Consider the following 14,905-nt stretch of genomic DNA (forward strand, 5'->3'; position numbering starts at 1 on the left):
AAGAGAGTTTAGTTTTGGATCACTTTTTTTAAAATAAGTTTTTTTATTTTTTCAAAGCACTACTTTTCTGTAAGGAAGGCTGCAATTTTGTACAATGATTTTTCACACCAGTATGCCTGTTAGCACTAGCACCACGCTTTTTTTCATCATCAATAGAAAAGAAGCCCCTCTCAAGGCTTCTCAAATTTCCTTATATAAAATACCTTTTTAACTTCGCCATCACTTTCCTCACATCAGCCGAACCGTCGTGGAAGCCGACGTGGCCATCGGGACGGATGAAAAGCGTACTCCCTTTACTCATACCCAGGTTCTTATCGAGATCCCGGTGGACGTCATAGATGATCGGGAGTTCGTCCCGCTCTGTAATCACTGTGCCGCCTCGGGCCACTAGGTATACTTTCAACATATCCGGAAAGGCCCTGTTTGCTTCTTCTGCAAAATCATATGCAAAATCAATCAGGTCCTGCTCATAGCAGTCAATATAGATCAGACAGACATATCCGAGCCGCTGAATGAGCGGGTAAAGGCGCTCATCCGTGGTACCTTCATTGAATAAAACCTGATCCGGCACCCGTTCACCAGCCTGGATTGCTTTGCGGGAAAGAGATTTATCTCTAAATGAACGATTAATCGGCGTTTTATCATAATCACTGTGCACATGGGAAAGTGCATTGGCAAAGATGGACTGGACCCATCCTTGCTTAAGAACTGCTTTTCCAGACCAGTTTCTCGCCTGGCCAAGCAGTCCTTTCATATGAATCATTTTAAGCTCCAGTGTCGTATTGCGTATTACTTCTCTTGCTACAGGTGCACGTTCTTCATGATACGTATCCAAAAACGGATTCCCTGCGTAGCCTTTTAAAACGGTATCGATCTTCCAGCAGAGATTTCCGACATCCTCAAGACCGATATTCATGCCCTGACCGCCGAGCGGATTATTCACATGGGCTGCATCACCTACAAAGAACACATTACCTACACGATAATTCGGTACCTGCCTGTGAGCTGTACCAAAATAGGCCAGCCACTTTGGATGCTGCACTTTATAAGAGCGGTCTAAAATCGTATCAAGCGTTGTCTGGAGCTCGTGCAGTTTCATTTCCTTTTTGCGCGGTCCGCCCTGTCTTGTCCGGTCAAAGCCGACAACACGGTAGGTTCCATCTTTATAAGGAAAGAACGCAGCGGCTCCTCTGTCATTCAAATGGAGATTAATATGAATTTCCTTCATGTCAGGGACCTCAACATCTCCCGTAAAAAATGTAATCCCTTCATCTTCACCGACAAATGGCACATCGAGCTCTTTCCGGATTTTACTGTGTGCCCCATCACATGCGAGGAGATACTTCGCAAAATAGGTTTTCGTGATGCCATGATGGACGGCTGTTACATAGACGCCATTGTCCTTTTGTGTGACATCAAGCACTTCATGCTCCCTGAAAATTTGTCCGCCTCTTGCATTGAGATGATCTTCAAGGATTTCCTCGATCTCATCCTGGGGAATAATCAATAAGTAAGGATATCTGCTTTTAATATGATACAGTTCAACGTATGATGGATGCTTTCCGGCGAGGTGAAGCTTCGCACCCGGACCGGGGTATCCTCTTTTCAAAAATGGTTTGTTTACTCCGAGAAATTCGAACAGTTCAAGAGATCTTGCCTGTATCCCTAATGCTTTTGATAACACTGAACGCCCCGGTTTTTTTTCAAGGCAGATATAGTCTACTCCGCGTTTTGTCATCACATTTGATGCCATGAGTCCTGCGGGTCCTGCTCCGATAATCAGTACATCTGTTTCGATCACAGCCATGAGACTAACTCCTTTCGTTCAACCTGTGCTGATCTTTCTCTAAAGTTAGCACATCATCAATCTGCTTCACCATTTTAAATACGGAATGGCTCCTATCATACCGATACCCTTATTCAGCGTCATCATGCATCAGGATTCTTCATTATATGGATTGATATGCACAAGCACCTGCTTTACATCTTCATGACGATCGAGCAGCCTGCGCTTCACATTTTTCCCGATACGATGCCCTTCTTCAACTGTCATGTAAGGATCAACACTAATTTTAATATCAATTACAATATAGTGTCCATGGGTTCTCGCGAGCAGTTCATCTACTCGCTCAACGCCTGGAATTGTCATCACAGTCTCGATAAATGGATTTGTTTTTTCAGCCCCAAGCACCTGCTCCATCATGACAGAACCTGCTTCTTTTGCGAGAGAGAAACCGATTTTAATAACAATCAGCGACACCACTAAACCCGCCACAGGATCAGCATAGAGTAAAAAGCTCAGTTCAAACCGCTCACCAATGATCGCACCAAGCACACCAAAGAATGCTGCTATTGAAGACAATGCATCTGACCGGTGATGCCAGGCTTCTGCCATCAAAGCAGAGCTGTCAATTCTTTTTGCAATACGCTTTTTATAATGAAACAGGATTTCTTTAATTAAAATGGAAAATACAATGACAGCAAGTGCAATACTGCCTGGTGCTTGAGGGATTTCACCAAAAAAAACGCCTGCTGAAGAGGAAGCGATCTCTACACCGACGACGACAAGTAAAATGGCGACAATGATCGTGGCGATATTCTCCGCTTTCCCATGGCCATACGGGTGATCTTCATCAGGCGGCTTCTTCGCTGTACGCAGCCCGGCAAGCACTGCCACTGATCCTGCCACGTCTGACGCTGAATGGGCAGCATCAGCGACAAGTGCCCGGCTGCCTGAGATATAGCCAAAGACACCTTTTAATATTGTTAACAGCGTATTTGCCACAATCCCAACCCACGTGGCAAATTCAGCTTCTTTAAACCGATTATTCATGTCCCAACACCACCTGTGCAAATTTGTTGCAGCTTCATTATCCTAACAGACTGCCCACGAGTGGGTCTATACAAACCTTTTTATAGTATGTCACGAGTTTTAGAATCGATAAATGAAGTAACAGGAAGGGAAATATGTTAGAGGCAGGCAAACTTAATGATGATGAAAAAAATAGCCATCCTTTTCACTTTTATTTGAAAAGGATGGCTATACTTCACTTATTTCTCCAAAGCAGCCCTGGTAGAAGCTGCTTTCGCTCTTGCAGTTAATTCCTTTTCCTTCTTCGTAGAATTCAAATACGTATACAGAACCCCAACGAAGAATGCACCTCCGACAATATTGCCGAGCGTAACAACCAGCACATTTTCAACTGCTGCCTGAAACGTGACAAGTGCTGTATGCGGAGCAGTCAGCGCAATTGAAAACAGTGCCATATTGGCAATGCTGTGCTCGTACCCTGAAATAAAGAATGTAAAAACAAATAAAATCATGAGTGCAATTTTTGCAATATCATCCTTTACCTGCAGCGGAATCCACACTGCGAGACAGACAAGCCAGTTGGCAAGAATCGCTCTGAAAAACATTTCAGAATAAGGCAGATTCATTTTCTTTTCTGCAGCTGTGATCAGATATGATTCTGAAGGATCCATTGTGGCAAATAAGCCGGTCATGATAATTAATCCGGTGAAGAATAAAATACCGACCAGGTTGCCCAAATAACATGCGCCCCATACACGCAGCGTATCCATCCAGTTTGTCGTTTTCTTCATCGCACCGACAACCATATACATTGTATTGGATGTAAACAGCTCAGTCTTTCCGTATAAAATCAAACAGAATGCAACACCAAAGAAAATTGCATTAATAAAATATGTTGCCGGTGACGCTGCTTCATAAAACGGCTGCGCCAGGCGAAACGCCATCACAACGGCCATTCCTACATACATACCCGCAAGCATTGCGCGAACGATATAGTGGTTCGGCTGTTCTCTCAGTAAATCTCTTTTTAAAGTGGCTGCGCCTAATAATTTCTCTATTGTAGACTGTTCCATCCTTCACCATCCTGCATTCTGTGTAAAATTTGTGATTCAATTCACAGATCAGTGTAAAGGGGTAAGCGCTGCCAGTACAATAGGGTTTATTATTTTCAGATTAGCAAGTTATTTCCGCTGTAAAACCTGTTTTACAGCGCGCTCAGCTGACCAGAGCGCTCCTTCTAAATGACCACCGGATGTAGCTGAGGTTTCAGTCCCGGCAAACATCAGCTTTTCATTCCATTCTCCATCTATTTGAATCGGCTGATACTGCGGAAAATCAGTCAGCGGCCGTCCATCCTGATCTGTCGCAGTATCAGCATCCAGAGACCAGTCCTTATATAATAAAGCTGCAGGCTGACCTGCCTCTTCACCATAAAGCCGTGTCAGCTGCTCAATGACTAGCAACCGTATTTTTTCCTGACCCAGCTCACGACGCTGATCTGCTGACAGGCTGAAAAAACCAAACAGCGCACCGGCTCCTGTCTCAGGTGAAGCATCATGAATTTCCTGAAGCGGTCCCACCCAGCTCATCGCCTGACCTGAAAGACCGGCTTCACGCCAGAACGGCTGGTCATACACTGCAACGACTTTTGCCTGCCCTGCCATCAAGGTTGGCAGATCGGGAATTTGTGGAAGATCAGGTGAAAATGAGATGTTATGGATCAGTCGGGGCGGCAGTGCCAGGATAACTGATTCAGCCTCAATAGAATGTGTGTCACCACTGCTTTTTACCGACGAAACTGTTATCGCACCTGCTTCATTTATAAGAATATTCGTCACACGCGTATTCAATTCAATTGTCTGATCAGGTATTGTACTTGCAATCGCCTCTATCAGTGATTGAACACCTCCAACAATCCGCTCAGATCTCTCGATTGAATTCGTGGGCAGTGAATGACGCTGAGCCGGATCAGATTTGGACTGTTCAAACAGCAGTTGACCCGTTGTGTGCTGCGGAAATGTCTTTAATCCAAGTTTCTTTGTCAGTTCAGTGATTATCGGCTCATGCTCCGGCCAGAACCATGTTGGGCCAAGATCAAACCCTGCACTCGCAGCCGTTTCAGTCAGCACTCTGCCACCTATTCTGTTTCTTGATTCAATGATTTGATAGTCAACGCCTGCAGCAGTCAGCAACGAGGCTGCATATAATCCGCTTAATCCTGCACCGATAATGATGACTGGTTTTTTCATATATTGAACTCCCGTCCTTATTCGTACAAATAATGATTTGTTTTGATGGCTTCATTTTACTGATACCACTTTTTATTCACAACGAAAAACACTTGACGAAAGCCTGCGACAGACATTTATCTGAAAATTATGTTAAAATTATCACAAACTTATAAATGGGGGCGCATAATGGGGAAAAGAATATTGCTGTTTATCATCACAAACCTGCTGGTCATAATCACGATTACAACTGTATGGTCTTTTATTGCTTCTGTTACAGATTTAAATTATTTATTCCAGACTGGAGAGCCCGGGCTTGGAATTGACCTTGTTGCACTGGGTGTGTTCAGCCTGCTTGTAGGCTTTATAGGATCATTTACTTCACTCGCCATGTCACGTTTGATTGCAAAATGGATGATGAAAGTAAAAGTCCTGGATCCTGCAGACAGCCTGACAGTCCAGGAACGCGAATTAATTGAAAAGGTCCACCGTTTCTCGCGGGCAGCCGGATTAACACATATGCCTCAGGTTGGAATCTATCCTTCTGCTGAGATCAATGCATTTGCTACCGGACCATCAAAGAAAAGGTCTCTTGTCGCAGTTTCGCAGGGATTACTTGATCAGCTTGATGAAGAAGCTGTAGAAGGTGTAATTGCTCATGAAGTCGCACACGTCTCAAACGGCGATATGGTCACGATGACGTTGCTTCAGGGAATAGTGAATACATTTGCTGTATTCTTCTCACGGATTGTCGCAATCGTATTAAGCCGTCTTGTACGTGAGGAGTTCCGGTTCTTCGTTCAATTTATCGCGGTAATTGTATTCCAGATTCTATTCTCAATCCTTGGAAGTCTTGTAGTAGCAGCCTATTCAAGACACCGTGAATTCCATGCTGACCGCGGTGGCGGGGACTTAGCCGGTAATGACAAAATGGCTCACGCACTGCGTTCATTAAAAGCAAAGGTAAACCGCACAAATGTCAAAGATCAAACAGATGACTCAGCTGTCGCAACGATGAAAATCAGCGGTAAAAGTAATGTTATGAAACTATTCTCTACTCACCCTGACCTTGATGAGCGGATTGCCCGTTTGGAACAGCGATAATTGATGTATGGAAAACTGCCTAAATGGCAGTTTTTTTAATTAGTGAGACGGCGTTATACTATACATGGCAAGCTGCTAAGCTGGAATTCCTTCAACCTAACTCATATTTCCTTCATCCAATCCGTCCTCCTCCACCACTTCCAACTATGGTAAAATATAGATACACTAATCAATTCTGATAAAAGGAGGTAACCTTCACATGCAGAAAAAGAACAAACAGGCACTGTTCTGGGCAGTACTTGCAGTTGTACTATTTGCAATTGGATTTTTCATACTCTAACAACGGAATATAAATGGAGCGTGATGTTGATTTGAATAACAGCAAATTGATCTTAGGGATTATTCTACTTATCCTTTCGATCTATATCATTATGACAGATGACTATCAATGGCTGCCTTTCACCCTCCTGCTACTCGGTATGATCGTTTTTATTAATGGTCTGATCGAGCTCAGACAAAATAAAAAGAGCAGAGCCGGCTATACATATATTGCAATCTTTCTAATCGTTCTTTATGTAGCGATTGATGGGATTTTGCTTCGATTCAGCAGTTAAGATGAGAGCGTGCTGCAGGTGCAGCACGCTTTTTGCATGCAATCCTTCTACTCCTCGCCCCAACCGCATATACTCTCCAGGTAATCTGAATCCACAGGAGGGACAGCTATGTCTCAACAGAATAACCCGTTCAGACGTTATTACCTTCCTTTCAGAGGAATGTTTGATCCATGCCCACCGCTCGGTCCGAAAGTCTTTGTCGTACCACCGAATTTACTAATTGGGTTTCAACCGCCTGACTTCCCTCAGTTTCCACCTTTGGAGGCATTACAAAAAGGCACATTGTGGGAACCGTTCTTCGACTATTATGAGAGCCCCTACCGTAAATAAAGGAGGTTCAACCGATGGAAAAACAGCTGCCAAAAGAATATTACACGAAGCTTGAAGCGATTCAGGCCATTGATTTTGTAATTTATGATCTGGTACTGTACCTCAATACCCACCCCGATGATGCCCAGGCAATCCAGCAGTACAATTACTATGCAGCTTACAGCAGCAGGCTGAAAACCGATTTTGAAGCGTGTTTTGGCCCTCTGCGATTTGGGATGCCTGTGCAAAATCATCAGGAATGGGAGTGGGCTGAAGCACCATGGCCGTGGCAGGTTTAAGCACTTTATCCAGCTTTAGCAGGCAGGTCTTCGAGTCATACGACATCTTGAGAAAATGGGAAAGGGCACCCATTTATCTCAAGCCGCCTTATGTTTGTCGGACCTGAACGCCTGCTTCCGCTTTTACTTTATCCAGCTTCAGGCGCTAGCTGCTCGAGTCATAAGCCACTGAACAATAAAGGGAAAGGTCGCCCTTTTTCGTTCTGTGTCTTATGCTTGTCGCAGCTGATCAAGCGCCTTCCGCTTTTACTTAAGGAGGAATGCGATTTGTGGAGTTATGAAAAAAAGCTGATGTATCCTGTAAAAGTCAGCACGTGTAACCCTACGCTTGCCAAGTATCTGATGGAGCAGTACGGCGGCGCAGACGGAGAACTTGCTGCCGCACTGCGCTATTTGAACCAGCGCTATACGATCCCTGACAAAGTAATCGGTGTATTAAATGATATTGGTACGGAGGAATTTGCTCATCTTGAGATGATCGCGACGATGATTTATAAACTCACAAAAGATGCCACACCTGATCAGCTCCGGGCAGCCGGTCTTGTTGAACACTACGTCAGCCATGACAGTGCGCTCTTTTACAATAACGCAGCTGGTGTCCCATTCACTGCGACCTATATTCAGGCTAAAGGCGATCCGATCGCTGACCTTTATGAAGATATCGCTGCGGAAGAAAAAGCACGGGCGACTTATCAGTGGATTATTGATCAGTCAGACGATCCTGATTTAAATGACGGACTCAGATTCCTGAGAGAACGGGAAATCATTCATGCCCAGCGGTTCAAGGAAGCTGTGATGCTGATTACAGAGGACCGTGAACAGAAGAAAGTATTTTAAAAATCATCATGATAAAAAACCGTACTCTCAGAGAGAATACGGTTTTTTATCATGAGACAGCTGATCAGGGAAGGAGCAGTATTTTCCCAAGCTTGCCTCTGTTTTTGAAATAGACCTGTGCTTCCCTGGCTTGTTCAAGTGGAAAGCGCTTATCAATCACAGGCCTGATCTTTCCATCTGAAATCGCCTGAAGCATATCTTTAAATTCTGGCCGTGTGCCGAGAACTGAGCCGTACATTGTAATATGCTTTAAATACAATGTCCTGAAATCCAGGTTCGTCTGCTGCCCGCCTGCAGATCCGGAAATACAGAATTTACCCCCCTTTTTCAACACTTGTAAGGAAGTCTCAAATAGTGCGTCCCCTACCACATCAAGTACTGAATCAACAGGTCCGCCATTTGCCTGTAAAATATCTTCTGCCAGTTGATCAGATTTATATGATACAACATGAGAAGCACCGAGCTTCTTCAATTGACCGGCATCTTTTAAGTCACCTGTCACTGCAATCACTTTTGCCCCAAAGACGTGCGCAGCAATCTGAATATTTAATGACCCGACACCGCCGTTCGCACCTGTTACAAGCACTGTCTCACCTGGCTTTGCCTGAATTTGATTGACCATATGCCAGGCTGTCAGGCCGCTGACTGAGAACACTGCACTTTCTGCAAAATCTTCAAGGGGCATATCAAAACAAAGCTCTGCCGGCCACACGACATATTCTGCGTACCCTCCGTCATACTCCGATCCGATAAAGGACATATCTTCTGAAATATGTTCAGACCCTTCTGCACCGCTTGATGTGAAAGGAAATAATACAACATGCTTCCCGACCAATGAATTTTCAACTGCGCTCCCCACGCTGACAATCTCACCCGTAATATCAGAACCCGGTATACGCGGGAATTGAACTCCTTCAGGACGCCAGCCCGACTCTTCATCTGTCCCATATGCACCTTCTCTCATCCAGATTTCTGTATTATTGATCGCACAGGCCCTCACCCTTACAAGCACTTCATTCGCTTTCGGTTCGGGAACAGGAATATCAACGACCTGCAACTGATTTTCATCACCATACCCAACAACTTGTACAGCTTTCATTTGCTCATCACCTCTCATGTTTGTCTGCTTTAACTATACATTTCCCTAATCTGCTCTGTATACAAACTTCAAGCGGCACAAGTGCACGCCGAAAGATTATCTCCGTCTGCTGTGATACGATATCTGTGGAAATCATTCGACACAGACAGGGGTATCTGACATGCAAGAAACAGCAAAACGGGGATATACCCTCTTTATACTTTTATATGTCATCATGCATTTTATTGTTTCATTGGCACAGGCAGATTCGCTCTCGACGCTGCTTTCGTTATTCGGTCTTGTGGCATTTGCAACCGGTTATTTCTTTCTGCCGGTAAAACAGGCATCAATCTCAATTTTTCTTTTAGTGATTGGCATTACGATTCACCTGACTTCCGGTACGTCTCTGGTAGAATCAAGTGTTTCAGGCTTTACGGTAATGAGCGGGCTGATTGCGCTTTTACTCATTGTCCCCATCATCAGCTGGGTGCTTGAAGAGAAACCGTATATAGAGTCTGTTATTCATTTTGCTCAAAGGCTGCTGAATACGAGCAGAAAGTTTTATTTCGGTATGATGATGATTACACAGGTTATTTCATATTTCTTATTATTTGGCGCAATTCCAATGGTATATGGTATGGTGAATAATTTCCTGAGTGATCAGAAGGGGGAAGCATGGGAAAATTATAAGGGTACTGCCCTGTTGCGTGCTTTTGCATTAACCACTATGTGGGTTGTCAGCATCCCGAGTTTTATATTTGCAGTAGATGCGCTTGATGCTTCATTAGGATTGTCTATCCTGCAGGGGTTTGTGATCTCGTTGGCAGGTGTGCTGCTGGCAGTGGGGTTATCCTATTTCCGTGAACGAAAATACGGAGTGGATCTGACAGCAGGCATTCAGGAAGAGCTTGCTAAAATTGCAGGAGATCAGAAGCCGGGTGGAAATAAAGATGTCATTGAATTTGTCTTCCTTTTCATTACGCTATTCGGCTCGATTTTTCTGATTAACTCAATCTGGGAAGCAAGTCTTCTCCTGATTATCCCGATCGTCATTATCGTTTGGGTAGTCCTGAACTTTGTCATTCGTAAAAAGCCTCACCACCTCCTTCGATATGGTAAGAATTATGCGAAGAACGGCATTCCAAATAAAGCGCAGCAATTCTCCATTCTGCTTGCGGCAGGATTTTTGATTGATGCGGTCAACCAGTCAGGCTACGGGGAATACATTGTAGATGGGCTGTTCCTGGTGTCAGATGCTGTGCCTTTTCTCAATTTCCTTTGGGTCCTGCCGTTTGTTGTTATTATTCTTGGCTTTATCGGTCTTGGTCCGTTGACAGTTATTGTACTGGTATCAGGGATTTTGCAAGGGGTTGAAGTGCCTTATCCGCCGGAAATTGTCTTACTTGGCATAACTTCCGGAAGCGTCATCTCAATTATGATATCTCCGCTGATTCTGCCTGCAATTGTGCTGAGTTCAGTGAATGGGATCAGTATTGTAAAAAACAGCTTTCTGTTTAATTATAAATTCGCCATTGCGTTTTATCTGATGGTGCAGGTATATTTGCAGGGTTATGTCTTACTTATCTTATAGGGGGTTACGATGAACGAAAAATCAAAGAAATATTGGGAAGAATATTGGCGTGCTCAGGGTAAAGATAAACCTTCATCCGTCACAGCATGGCAGTTCGGTGATGATCCCAACTACCTGGCTCAGCTGGTAATCGACGGTGTTAAAACAGCTACCTGTTCAGGACTCATTTTTTACGAACTTGAACATGAGCCGCTTCCAGCTGTAGATGATTACAGCATCATTTTGAGCAGTAAAGACGAGCCGTTAGCGATCATTCGAACCTCTCAGGTGGATATCATGCCGATGAATGAAGTGCCTGAAGAATTTGCGATTGCTGAAGGTGAGGGTGACAGAACATACCGTTACTGGAAAGAAGCTCATGAGCGCTTTTTTAAGAAGGAATTGAGTGAGGTTGGGCTTGAGTATACAGAGGATATGATGCTGGTGTGTGAGCGGTTTGAGCTGGTGGATGTGAAGAGATGATTGGGCAACAGGAACAGACCGGGTCTTCATAAACCCGATCACACCATTCTTAGACTGGACGAACTTCTGACATTTGAAGACGTCGTCTTTACCCGGACTCATGATTAGCCTGAGTCCGGGTACATTTTTTTAATACTTCATCCAGACTCATATCTTCCATTGAGTCAAGCCTCAGACTGATCCTATCATCAAATTCGAGCGACTTGGTCGTTGGATTGGGTACTGCTACACACGGTATTCCCGCTCTGATTGCTGCAAGTGAACCATTCGGGGAATCTTCAAAAACAATTGCCTCCTCCGGTCGAATACCAAAATGAGATAATACTTTCAGATAAAGGTCGGGTTCAGGCTTTACATGTTTTACATCATCAGCTGTACAGATAAAATCAAAATAATGCTGAAGATCAAGTTTCTCCATATACTTATCAATCCAACTCCTTGAAGAACTTGAAGCAAGTGCTACTTTCAAGCCAAGCTCTGTTGCCCGTGTTAAATACTTTTTGACACCGGCTCTTGGAGATTGGTCCTTCATCAGCGATTCATATAACTGAGCTCTTTCTCTCCTCAAATCTTCTCTTTTGATACCGGGAAGCTTTGATATCACCGGTTCATATGGATCAAAGGTTGAAGCACTCCCTATTCCTTCCATCCACTTCACGATAGGAAATACGACATCATATCTTTTATACAATTTATCAAAAGATTCAATCTCATATGTTTCCGTATCTAAAATCAATCCATCAAAATCTAAAATCATTAACCTGATCACATTTACCCCTCCTGACTGAATCTAGCCACATCTGTAATCATTTATGATAATATTAACATTTTATTCCTTCTCTGACTTGCAGAATAAATATGAACAGCTTGTTAATCTCCTTTACCTCTCCCATTCATTTTCACTTAAAAGGATCCTTTGACAATCTATTCTCTATTAACTTGGCTTTGTTAAAGGTAAATGTTGTTTTAGCACAGCTGGTGATTGTAGCGGAAGGGGACGACTCCAGCAGGAGAAGTCGGACAGGTGAGACCCCGCAAGCGCCTCGCGCTGAGGAGGTCCGGTTGAACCGGAGCCACAAGACGGCTCATGCGGAAAGCGTTCCCCTGGAGCGGAAATCAACAGCCAAACTTAACAAAGCCATTAACTTAAAAAGCAGGATACCAAATAGAATAATGGTTGATTCTATGAACAGTTTGAGATTCAAAATTCTTCTACATTAGAATGAACAGGGATGCGTGTAAGAATTATAATAGTTAAGTAGAAAATCATTTCATATAACTAGACACTTAACTATGCATATTTCTCTCCTCACCATACCCTATTAATATAGGAGTTGTTCCGTTCTCGAATGGCAGGGGTGCACAGTCTTATATCAGCGATACTTAACCTGAAATTGAAAAACCCATGAGATTATGTCTTCTTCTATAGTAAAGGAGGTGATAGATTGTGTCCCACAGAAGAAGACTCCGATGGCTTAAATTTTGTGTACTTCCGGGCTATCGTTGGTGCGGTCCAGGCTGCAGCGGACCAGGTGTCCCAATTAATGCAACGGATGCTGCATGCAAAGCCCATGACGAATGTTACAGAGATACGGGAAATTATTGTGCTTGTGACAAGGCGCTGATAAAAGACCTTTCCTCCATCCAAACACTCCACACAAAAGAAGGCCGTCACGCATGGCTGATTCTCTACTATATGAAGCTGCAAAGATTTTTCACCTGCTGAATTGATCCTGTCCCTGTATAGAATATAAAGCTCATATTTATATGAAAAATTCTGTGAGAGCTGTTTCTAATGCAGGGGCCTATTTTCATCTAACAGGTATAAAGAATTAATTTTATCTATCATATATGAGGTTTGAAACGTATAATTAAGGTACTCTTTACATAATATAAAGGGAATTTTTTCATTTTTAATCACTTTCAATTTAATCTTTAATTCAAGATTATGTTTATAGAAAGATTTTTTAGGTAATAAGACTTATATAATAGAGGAAAACGAGGGATATGTATGGGTGAATTGAGTATGCTATCAGAAAATAATGTCATGGGGGCGTTCAAGAAAAATCTGGCGATGATCCAGTTTGATCTTGATCGCAAAGTAACGTATGTAAATGATCTTTTTGCAGGAGCGGTTGGTTATCTTCCTGATGAATTAATTGGACGGCCTCATCAGGTGTTTTGTTTTGAAGAATTTTCATCTTCGCCTGATTATGAGCGCTTTTGGATAGACTTATCTGCTGGAATTCAATTTCAAGACAAAATTAAACGTAAAAAGCGTGATGGGTCAGTAATCTGGCTTGAAGCAACTTATATGCCAATCTTTGAAAACAGAACTGTCATTGGAGTTGTAAAGGTCGCAACTGATATTACAAACAGACAGCTTGGCGTATCTGAACTCGTGTCTTCCCTCTCAGATGTTTCTGGTAATATGACTGAGAAAGCTGAATATGGTGTGAAGCGCAGTGAGGAATTACGTGAAAGCATTGATCATACATTAGCTTATTCAAGGCAAAACCTTGAAACACTGACACAACTAATGGAGCAGGCTGAAAATATTCAGCAGCTGACATTCGCGATTAAAGAAATTGCCTCTCAGACAAATCTGCTTGCACTGAACGCAGCAATTGAAGCTGCACGCGCAGGCGAACATGGACGCGGCTTTGATGTTGTCGCAAAAGAAGTGAAAAAACTCGCTGCAAAAGTGGAAGAATCGATTCTAACTGTAAGAGGCTCCGCAGAGGGAATTAGTTCCGGGGTAAAAGAAATCAGCGCCGGGACTGAAAAAGTGGAGAAAGTTATTCAGGAAGGTTCTGAGCAGATCCGTGAAACAACCAGCGATTTTCAGGAGCTGAATGAAACGGCTGCCAAAATTGATGAATATGCAAACAGGCTGAAAATGAGTGTTTAATATAGAAGAGTACTGAATGGCGTTTTTAATACAGTACTCTTTTTTTATATGTATTCTATAGTTTTTTATCTTTTACTGACCACAAGTGCCCCTATTCCACTCACAATCATATAAGCTACCACAAACATCCACAGATACATAAGAGAAACCTGTTCATACCCTAAATAAGTAAGGGCTGATAAAGCAATAAATAGAATACCTATGAATACATTCGCAATGACTGCATAATACTTACGCATGTTCAGCATGATACGCTCATCCACTTCCGGCGTCTGATCTTTTTTAGATTTTACAAACACCAGATTAATGATAAAAATGATCACAAAAGCTGTGAAAGCCCCAAGAATCGCTGACCAGTCTGCGCCGCTGAATATAAACGTTCCAAGAATCATTCCTGCTAACCCACCCATTGCCGCAATGGTAAATCCCCATCTTTGCATCTTCTTCTTTTTCATCAAGACTCCTCCTCTTCCAAAATAAATACTTCCTCTATCGGCAGATCAAAATACTGCACAATCTTTAATGCCAGTTCCAGACTGGGATTATATTTATTTTTCTCAATAGCTGTAAATGTTTGCCTTGTAACCTGCAAGTCTTCAGCCATCTTAATTTGCTTAATCCCTCTTTCTTTTCGGATCTGTTGAATATTGTTTTTGACCGGCACCTGTGCTCACGACCTTCCGGATAAAATGTAAATATATCTTTACATTTATGATAAAA

16 protein-coding genes and 2 pseudogenes are annotated in these 14,905 nt (G+C 43.0%); 10 read left to right on the forward strand and 8 right to left on the reverse strand.

The window, feature by feature from the left end:
- Window positions 1-190: 190 nt before the first annotated feature.
- From JOD21_RS03355 to JOD21_RS03370, 4 genes are all read right to left on the reverse strand, one after another.
- Window positions 191-1,807: an FAD-dependent monooxygenase gene (locus JOD21_RS03355; RefSeq protein ID WP_204728253.1), complete on the reverse strand. Its 1,617-nt coding sequence runs from the start codon at window positions 1,805-1,807 to the stop codon at window positions 191-193.
- Window positions 1,808-1,936: 129 nt separating this feature from the next.
- The gene (locus tag JOD21_RS03360; protein WP_204728254.1) at window positions 1,937-2,833 is read right to left on the reverse strand and encodes a cation diffusion facilitator family transporter; all 897 of its coding nucleotides are present in this window, start codon (window positions 2,831-2,833) and stop codon (window positions 1,937-1,939) included.
- A 218-nt stretch (window positions 2,834-3,051) separates the two neighbouring features.
- Window positions 3,052-3,885 (reverse strand): formate/nitrite transporter family protein, encoded by an 834-nt coding sequence (locus tag JOD21_RS03365; protein WP_204728255.1) that lies wholly within the window; start codon window positions 3,883-3,885, stop codon window positions 3,052-3,054.
- 108 nt (window positions 3,886-3,993) lie between these two features.
- Complete coding sequence (locus tag JOD21_RS03370; RefSeq protein WP_204728256.1) at window positions 3,994-5,061, reverse strand: flavin monoamine oxidase family protein; 1,068 nt, start codon at window positions 5,059-5,061, stop codon at window positions 3,994-3,996.
- A gap of 168 nt (window positions 5,062-5,229) precedes the next feature.
- On the opposite strand from JOD21_RS03370, the gene htpX reads away from it, so the two are divergent.
- The 5 genes from htpX (at window position 5,230) to JOD21_RS03395 (ending at window position 8,143) form a co-directional block, all read left to right on the forward strand.
- The gene (htpX, locus tag JOD21_RS03375) at window positions 5,230-6,144 is read left to right on the forward strand and encodes a protease HtpX (protein WP_204728257.1); all 915 of its coding nucleotides are present in this window, start codon (window positions 5,230-5,232) and stop codon (window positions 6,142-6,144) included.
- Between the two features lie 311 nt (window positions 6,145-6,455).
- The gene (locus JOD21_RS03380) at window positions 6,456-6,698 is read left to right on the forward strand and encodes a DUF3953 domain-containing protein (protein WP_204728258.1); all 243 of its coding nucleotides are present in this window, start codon (window positions 6,456-6,458) and stop codon (window positions 6,696-6,698) included.
- 108 nt (window positions 6,699-6,806) lie between these two features.
- Window positions 6,807-7,028 carry a spore coat associated protein CotJA gene (locus JOD21_RS03385; RefSeq protein WP_204728259.1) on the forward strand — a complete coding sequence of 74 codons (222 nt, stop codon included), beginning with the start codon at window positions 6,807-6,809 and terminating at the stop codon, window positions 7,026-7,028.
- A 14-nt stretch (window positions 7,029-7,042) separates the two neighbouring features.
- Complete coding sequence (locus tag JOD21_RS03390) at window positions 7,043-7,306, forward strand: spore coat protein CotJB (RefSeq protein WP_204728260.1); 264 nt, start codon at window positions 7,043-7,045, stop codon at window positions 7,304-7,306.
- 267 nt (window positions 7,307-7,573) lie between these two features.
- A complete protein-coding gene (locus JOD21_RS03395; RefSeq protein WP_204728261.1) occupies window positions 7,574-8,143 on the forward strand; it encodes a manganese catalase family protein in 570 nt (189 codons plus the stop codon).
- A gap of 64 nt (window positions 8,144-8,207) precedes the next feature.
- Here JOD21_RS03395 and JOD21_RS03400 read toward each other — a convergent pair whose 3' ends face one another.
- The gene (locus JOD21_RS03400; protein ID WP_204728262.1) at window positions 8,208-9,242 is read right to left on the reverse strand and encodes a zinc-binding dehydrogenase; all 1,035 of its coding nucleotides are present in this window, start codon (window positions 9,240-9,242) and stop codon (window positions 8,208-8,210) included.
- 160 nt (window positions 9,243-9,402) lie between these two features.
- Between JOD21_RS03400 and JOD21_RS03405 the strand changes: the two genes are divergently transcribed.
- Window positions 9,403-10,812 (forward strand): hypothetical protein, encoded by a 1,410-nt coding sequence (locus JOD21_RS03405; protein ID WP_204728263.1) that lies wholly within the window; start codon window positions 9,403-9,405, stop codon window positions 10,810-10,812.
- 9 nt (window positions 10,813-10,821) lie between these two features.
- On the forward strand, window positions 10,822-11,274 hold the full coding sequence (locus JOD21_RS03410) for an ASCH domain-containing protein (RefSeq protein WP_204728264.1): 453 nt from the start codon (window positions 10,822-10,824) through the stop codon (window positions 11,272-11,274).
- Between the two features lie 88 nt (window positions 11,275-11,362).
- Here JOD21_RS03410 and JOD21_RS03415 read toward each other — a convergent pair whose 3' ends face one another.
- A complete protein-coding gene (locus JOD21_RS03415; RefSeq protein ID WP_204728265.1) occupies window positions 11,363-12,043 on the reverse strand; it encodes an HAD-IA family hydrolase in 681 nt (226 codons plus the stop codon).
- 678 nt (window positions 12,044-12,721) lie between these two features.
- On the opposite strand from JOD21_RS03415, the gene JOD21_RS19255 reads away from it, so the two are divergent.
- The 3 genes and pseudogenes from JOD21_RS19255 to JOD21_RS19615 all read left to right on the forward strand — a co-directional run.
- On the forward strand, window positions 12,722-13,000 hold the full coding sequence (locus JOD21_RS19255) for a phospholipase (RefSeq protein WP_204728266.1): 279 nt from the start codon (window positions 12,722-12,724) through the stop codon (window positions 12,998-13,000).
- Window positions 13,001-13,348: 348 nt separating this feature from the next.
- Window positions 13,349-13,645 (forward strand): annotated as a pseudogene (locus JOD21_RS19610) (PAS domain-containing protein); the annotation flags it as partial.
- Window positions 13,646-13,798: 153 nt separating this feature from the next.
- Window positions 13,799-14,185, forward strand: a pseudogene (locus JOD21_RS19615) (methyl-accepting chemotaxis protein); the annotation flags it as partial.
- Window positions 14,186-14,250: 65 nt separating this feature from the next.
- Here JOD21_RS19615 and JOD21_RS03430 read toward each other — a convergent pair.
- Complete coding sequence (locus JOD21_RS03430) at window positions 14,251-14,640, reverse strand: hypothetical protein (protein ID WP_204728268.1); 390 nt, start codon at window positions 14,638-14,640, stop codon at window positions 14,251-14,253.
- Window positions 14,640-14,849, reverse strand: coding sequence for a helix-turn-helix domain-containing protein (locus tag JOD21_RS03435; RefSeq protein ID WP_204728269.1), 210 nt, complete (start codon window positions 14,847-14,849; stop codon window positions 14,640-14,642). Before JOD21_RS03435 ends, JOD21_RS03430 begins: the two co-directional genes overlap by 1 nt.
- Window positions 14,850-14,905 lie beyond the last annotated feature (56 nt).

Origin of the sequence: Jeotgalibacillus terrae (genome assembly GCF_016908195.1) — a bacterium.
In the GTDB taxonomy this organism is placed as follows: Bacteria; Bacillota; Bacilli; order Bacillales; family Jeotgalibacillaceae; genus Jeotgalibacillus; species Jeotgalibacillus terrae.

What these genes read in the sequence shown, in the direction of transcription:
- JOD21_RS03405 (WP_204728263.1), top strand. Translation starts at nt 9,403, where the DNA reads ATGCAAGAAACAGCAAAACGGGGATATACCCTCTTTATACTTTTATAT.
- htpX (WP_204728257.1), top strand. Translation starts at nt 5,230, where the DNA reads ATGGGGAAAAGAATATTGCTGTTTATCATCACAAACCTGCTGGTCATA.
- JOD21_RS03370 (WP_204728256.1), bottom strand. Translation starts at nt 5,061, where the DNA reads ATGAAAAAACCAGTCATCATTATCGGTGCAGGATTAAGCGGATTATAT.
- JOD21_RS03430 (WP_204728268.1), bottom strand. Translation starts at nt 14,640, where the DNA reads ATGAAAAAGAAGAAGATGCAAAGATGGGGATTTACCATTGCGGCAATG.
- JOD21_RS03390 (WP_204728260.1), top strand. Translation starts at nt 7,043, where the DNA reads ATGGAAAAACAGCTGCCAAAAGAATATTACACGAAGCTTGAAGCGATT.
- JOD21_RS03360 (WP_204728254.1), bottom strand. Translation starts at nt 2,833, where the DNA reads ATGAATAATCGGTTTAAAGAAGCTGAATTTGCCACGTGGGTTGGGATT.
- JOD21_RS03355 (WP_204728253.1), bottom strand. Translation starts at nt 1,807, where the DNA reads ATGGCTGTGATCGAAACAGATGTACTGATTATCGGAGCAGGACCCGCA.
- JOD21_RS03410 (WP_204728264.1), top strand. Translation starts at nt 10,822, where the DNA reads ATGAACGAAAAATCAAAGAAATATTGGGAAGAATATTGGCGTGCTCAG.
- JOD21_RS03400 (WP_204728262.1), bottom strand. Translation starts at nt 9,242, where the DNA reads ATGAAAGCTGTACAAGTTGTTGGGTATGGTGATGAAAATCAGTTGCAG.
- JOD21_RS03365 (WP_204728255.1), bottom strand. Translation starts at nt 3,885, where the DNA reads ATGGAACAGTCTACAATAGAGAAATTATTAGGCGCAGCCACTTTAAAA.
- JOD21_RS03385 (WP_204728259.1), top strand. Translation starts at nt 6,807, where the DNA reads ATGTCTCAACAGAATAACCCGTTCAGACGTTATTACCTTCCTTTCAGA.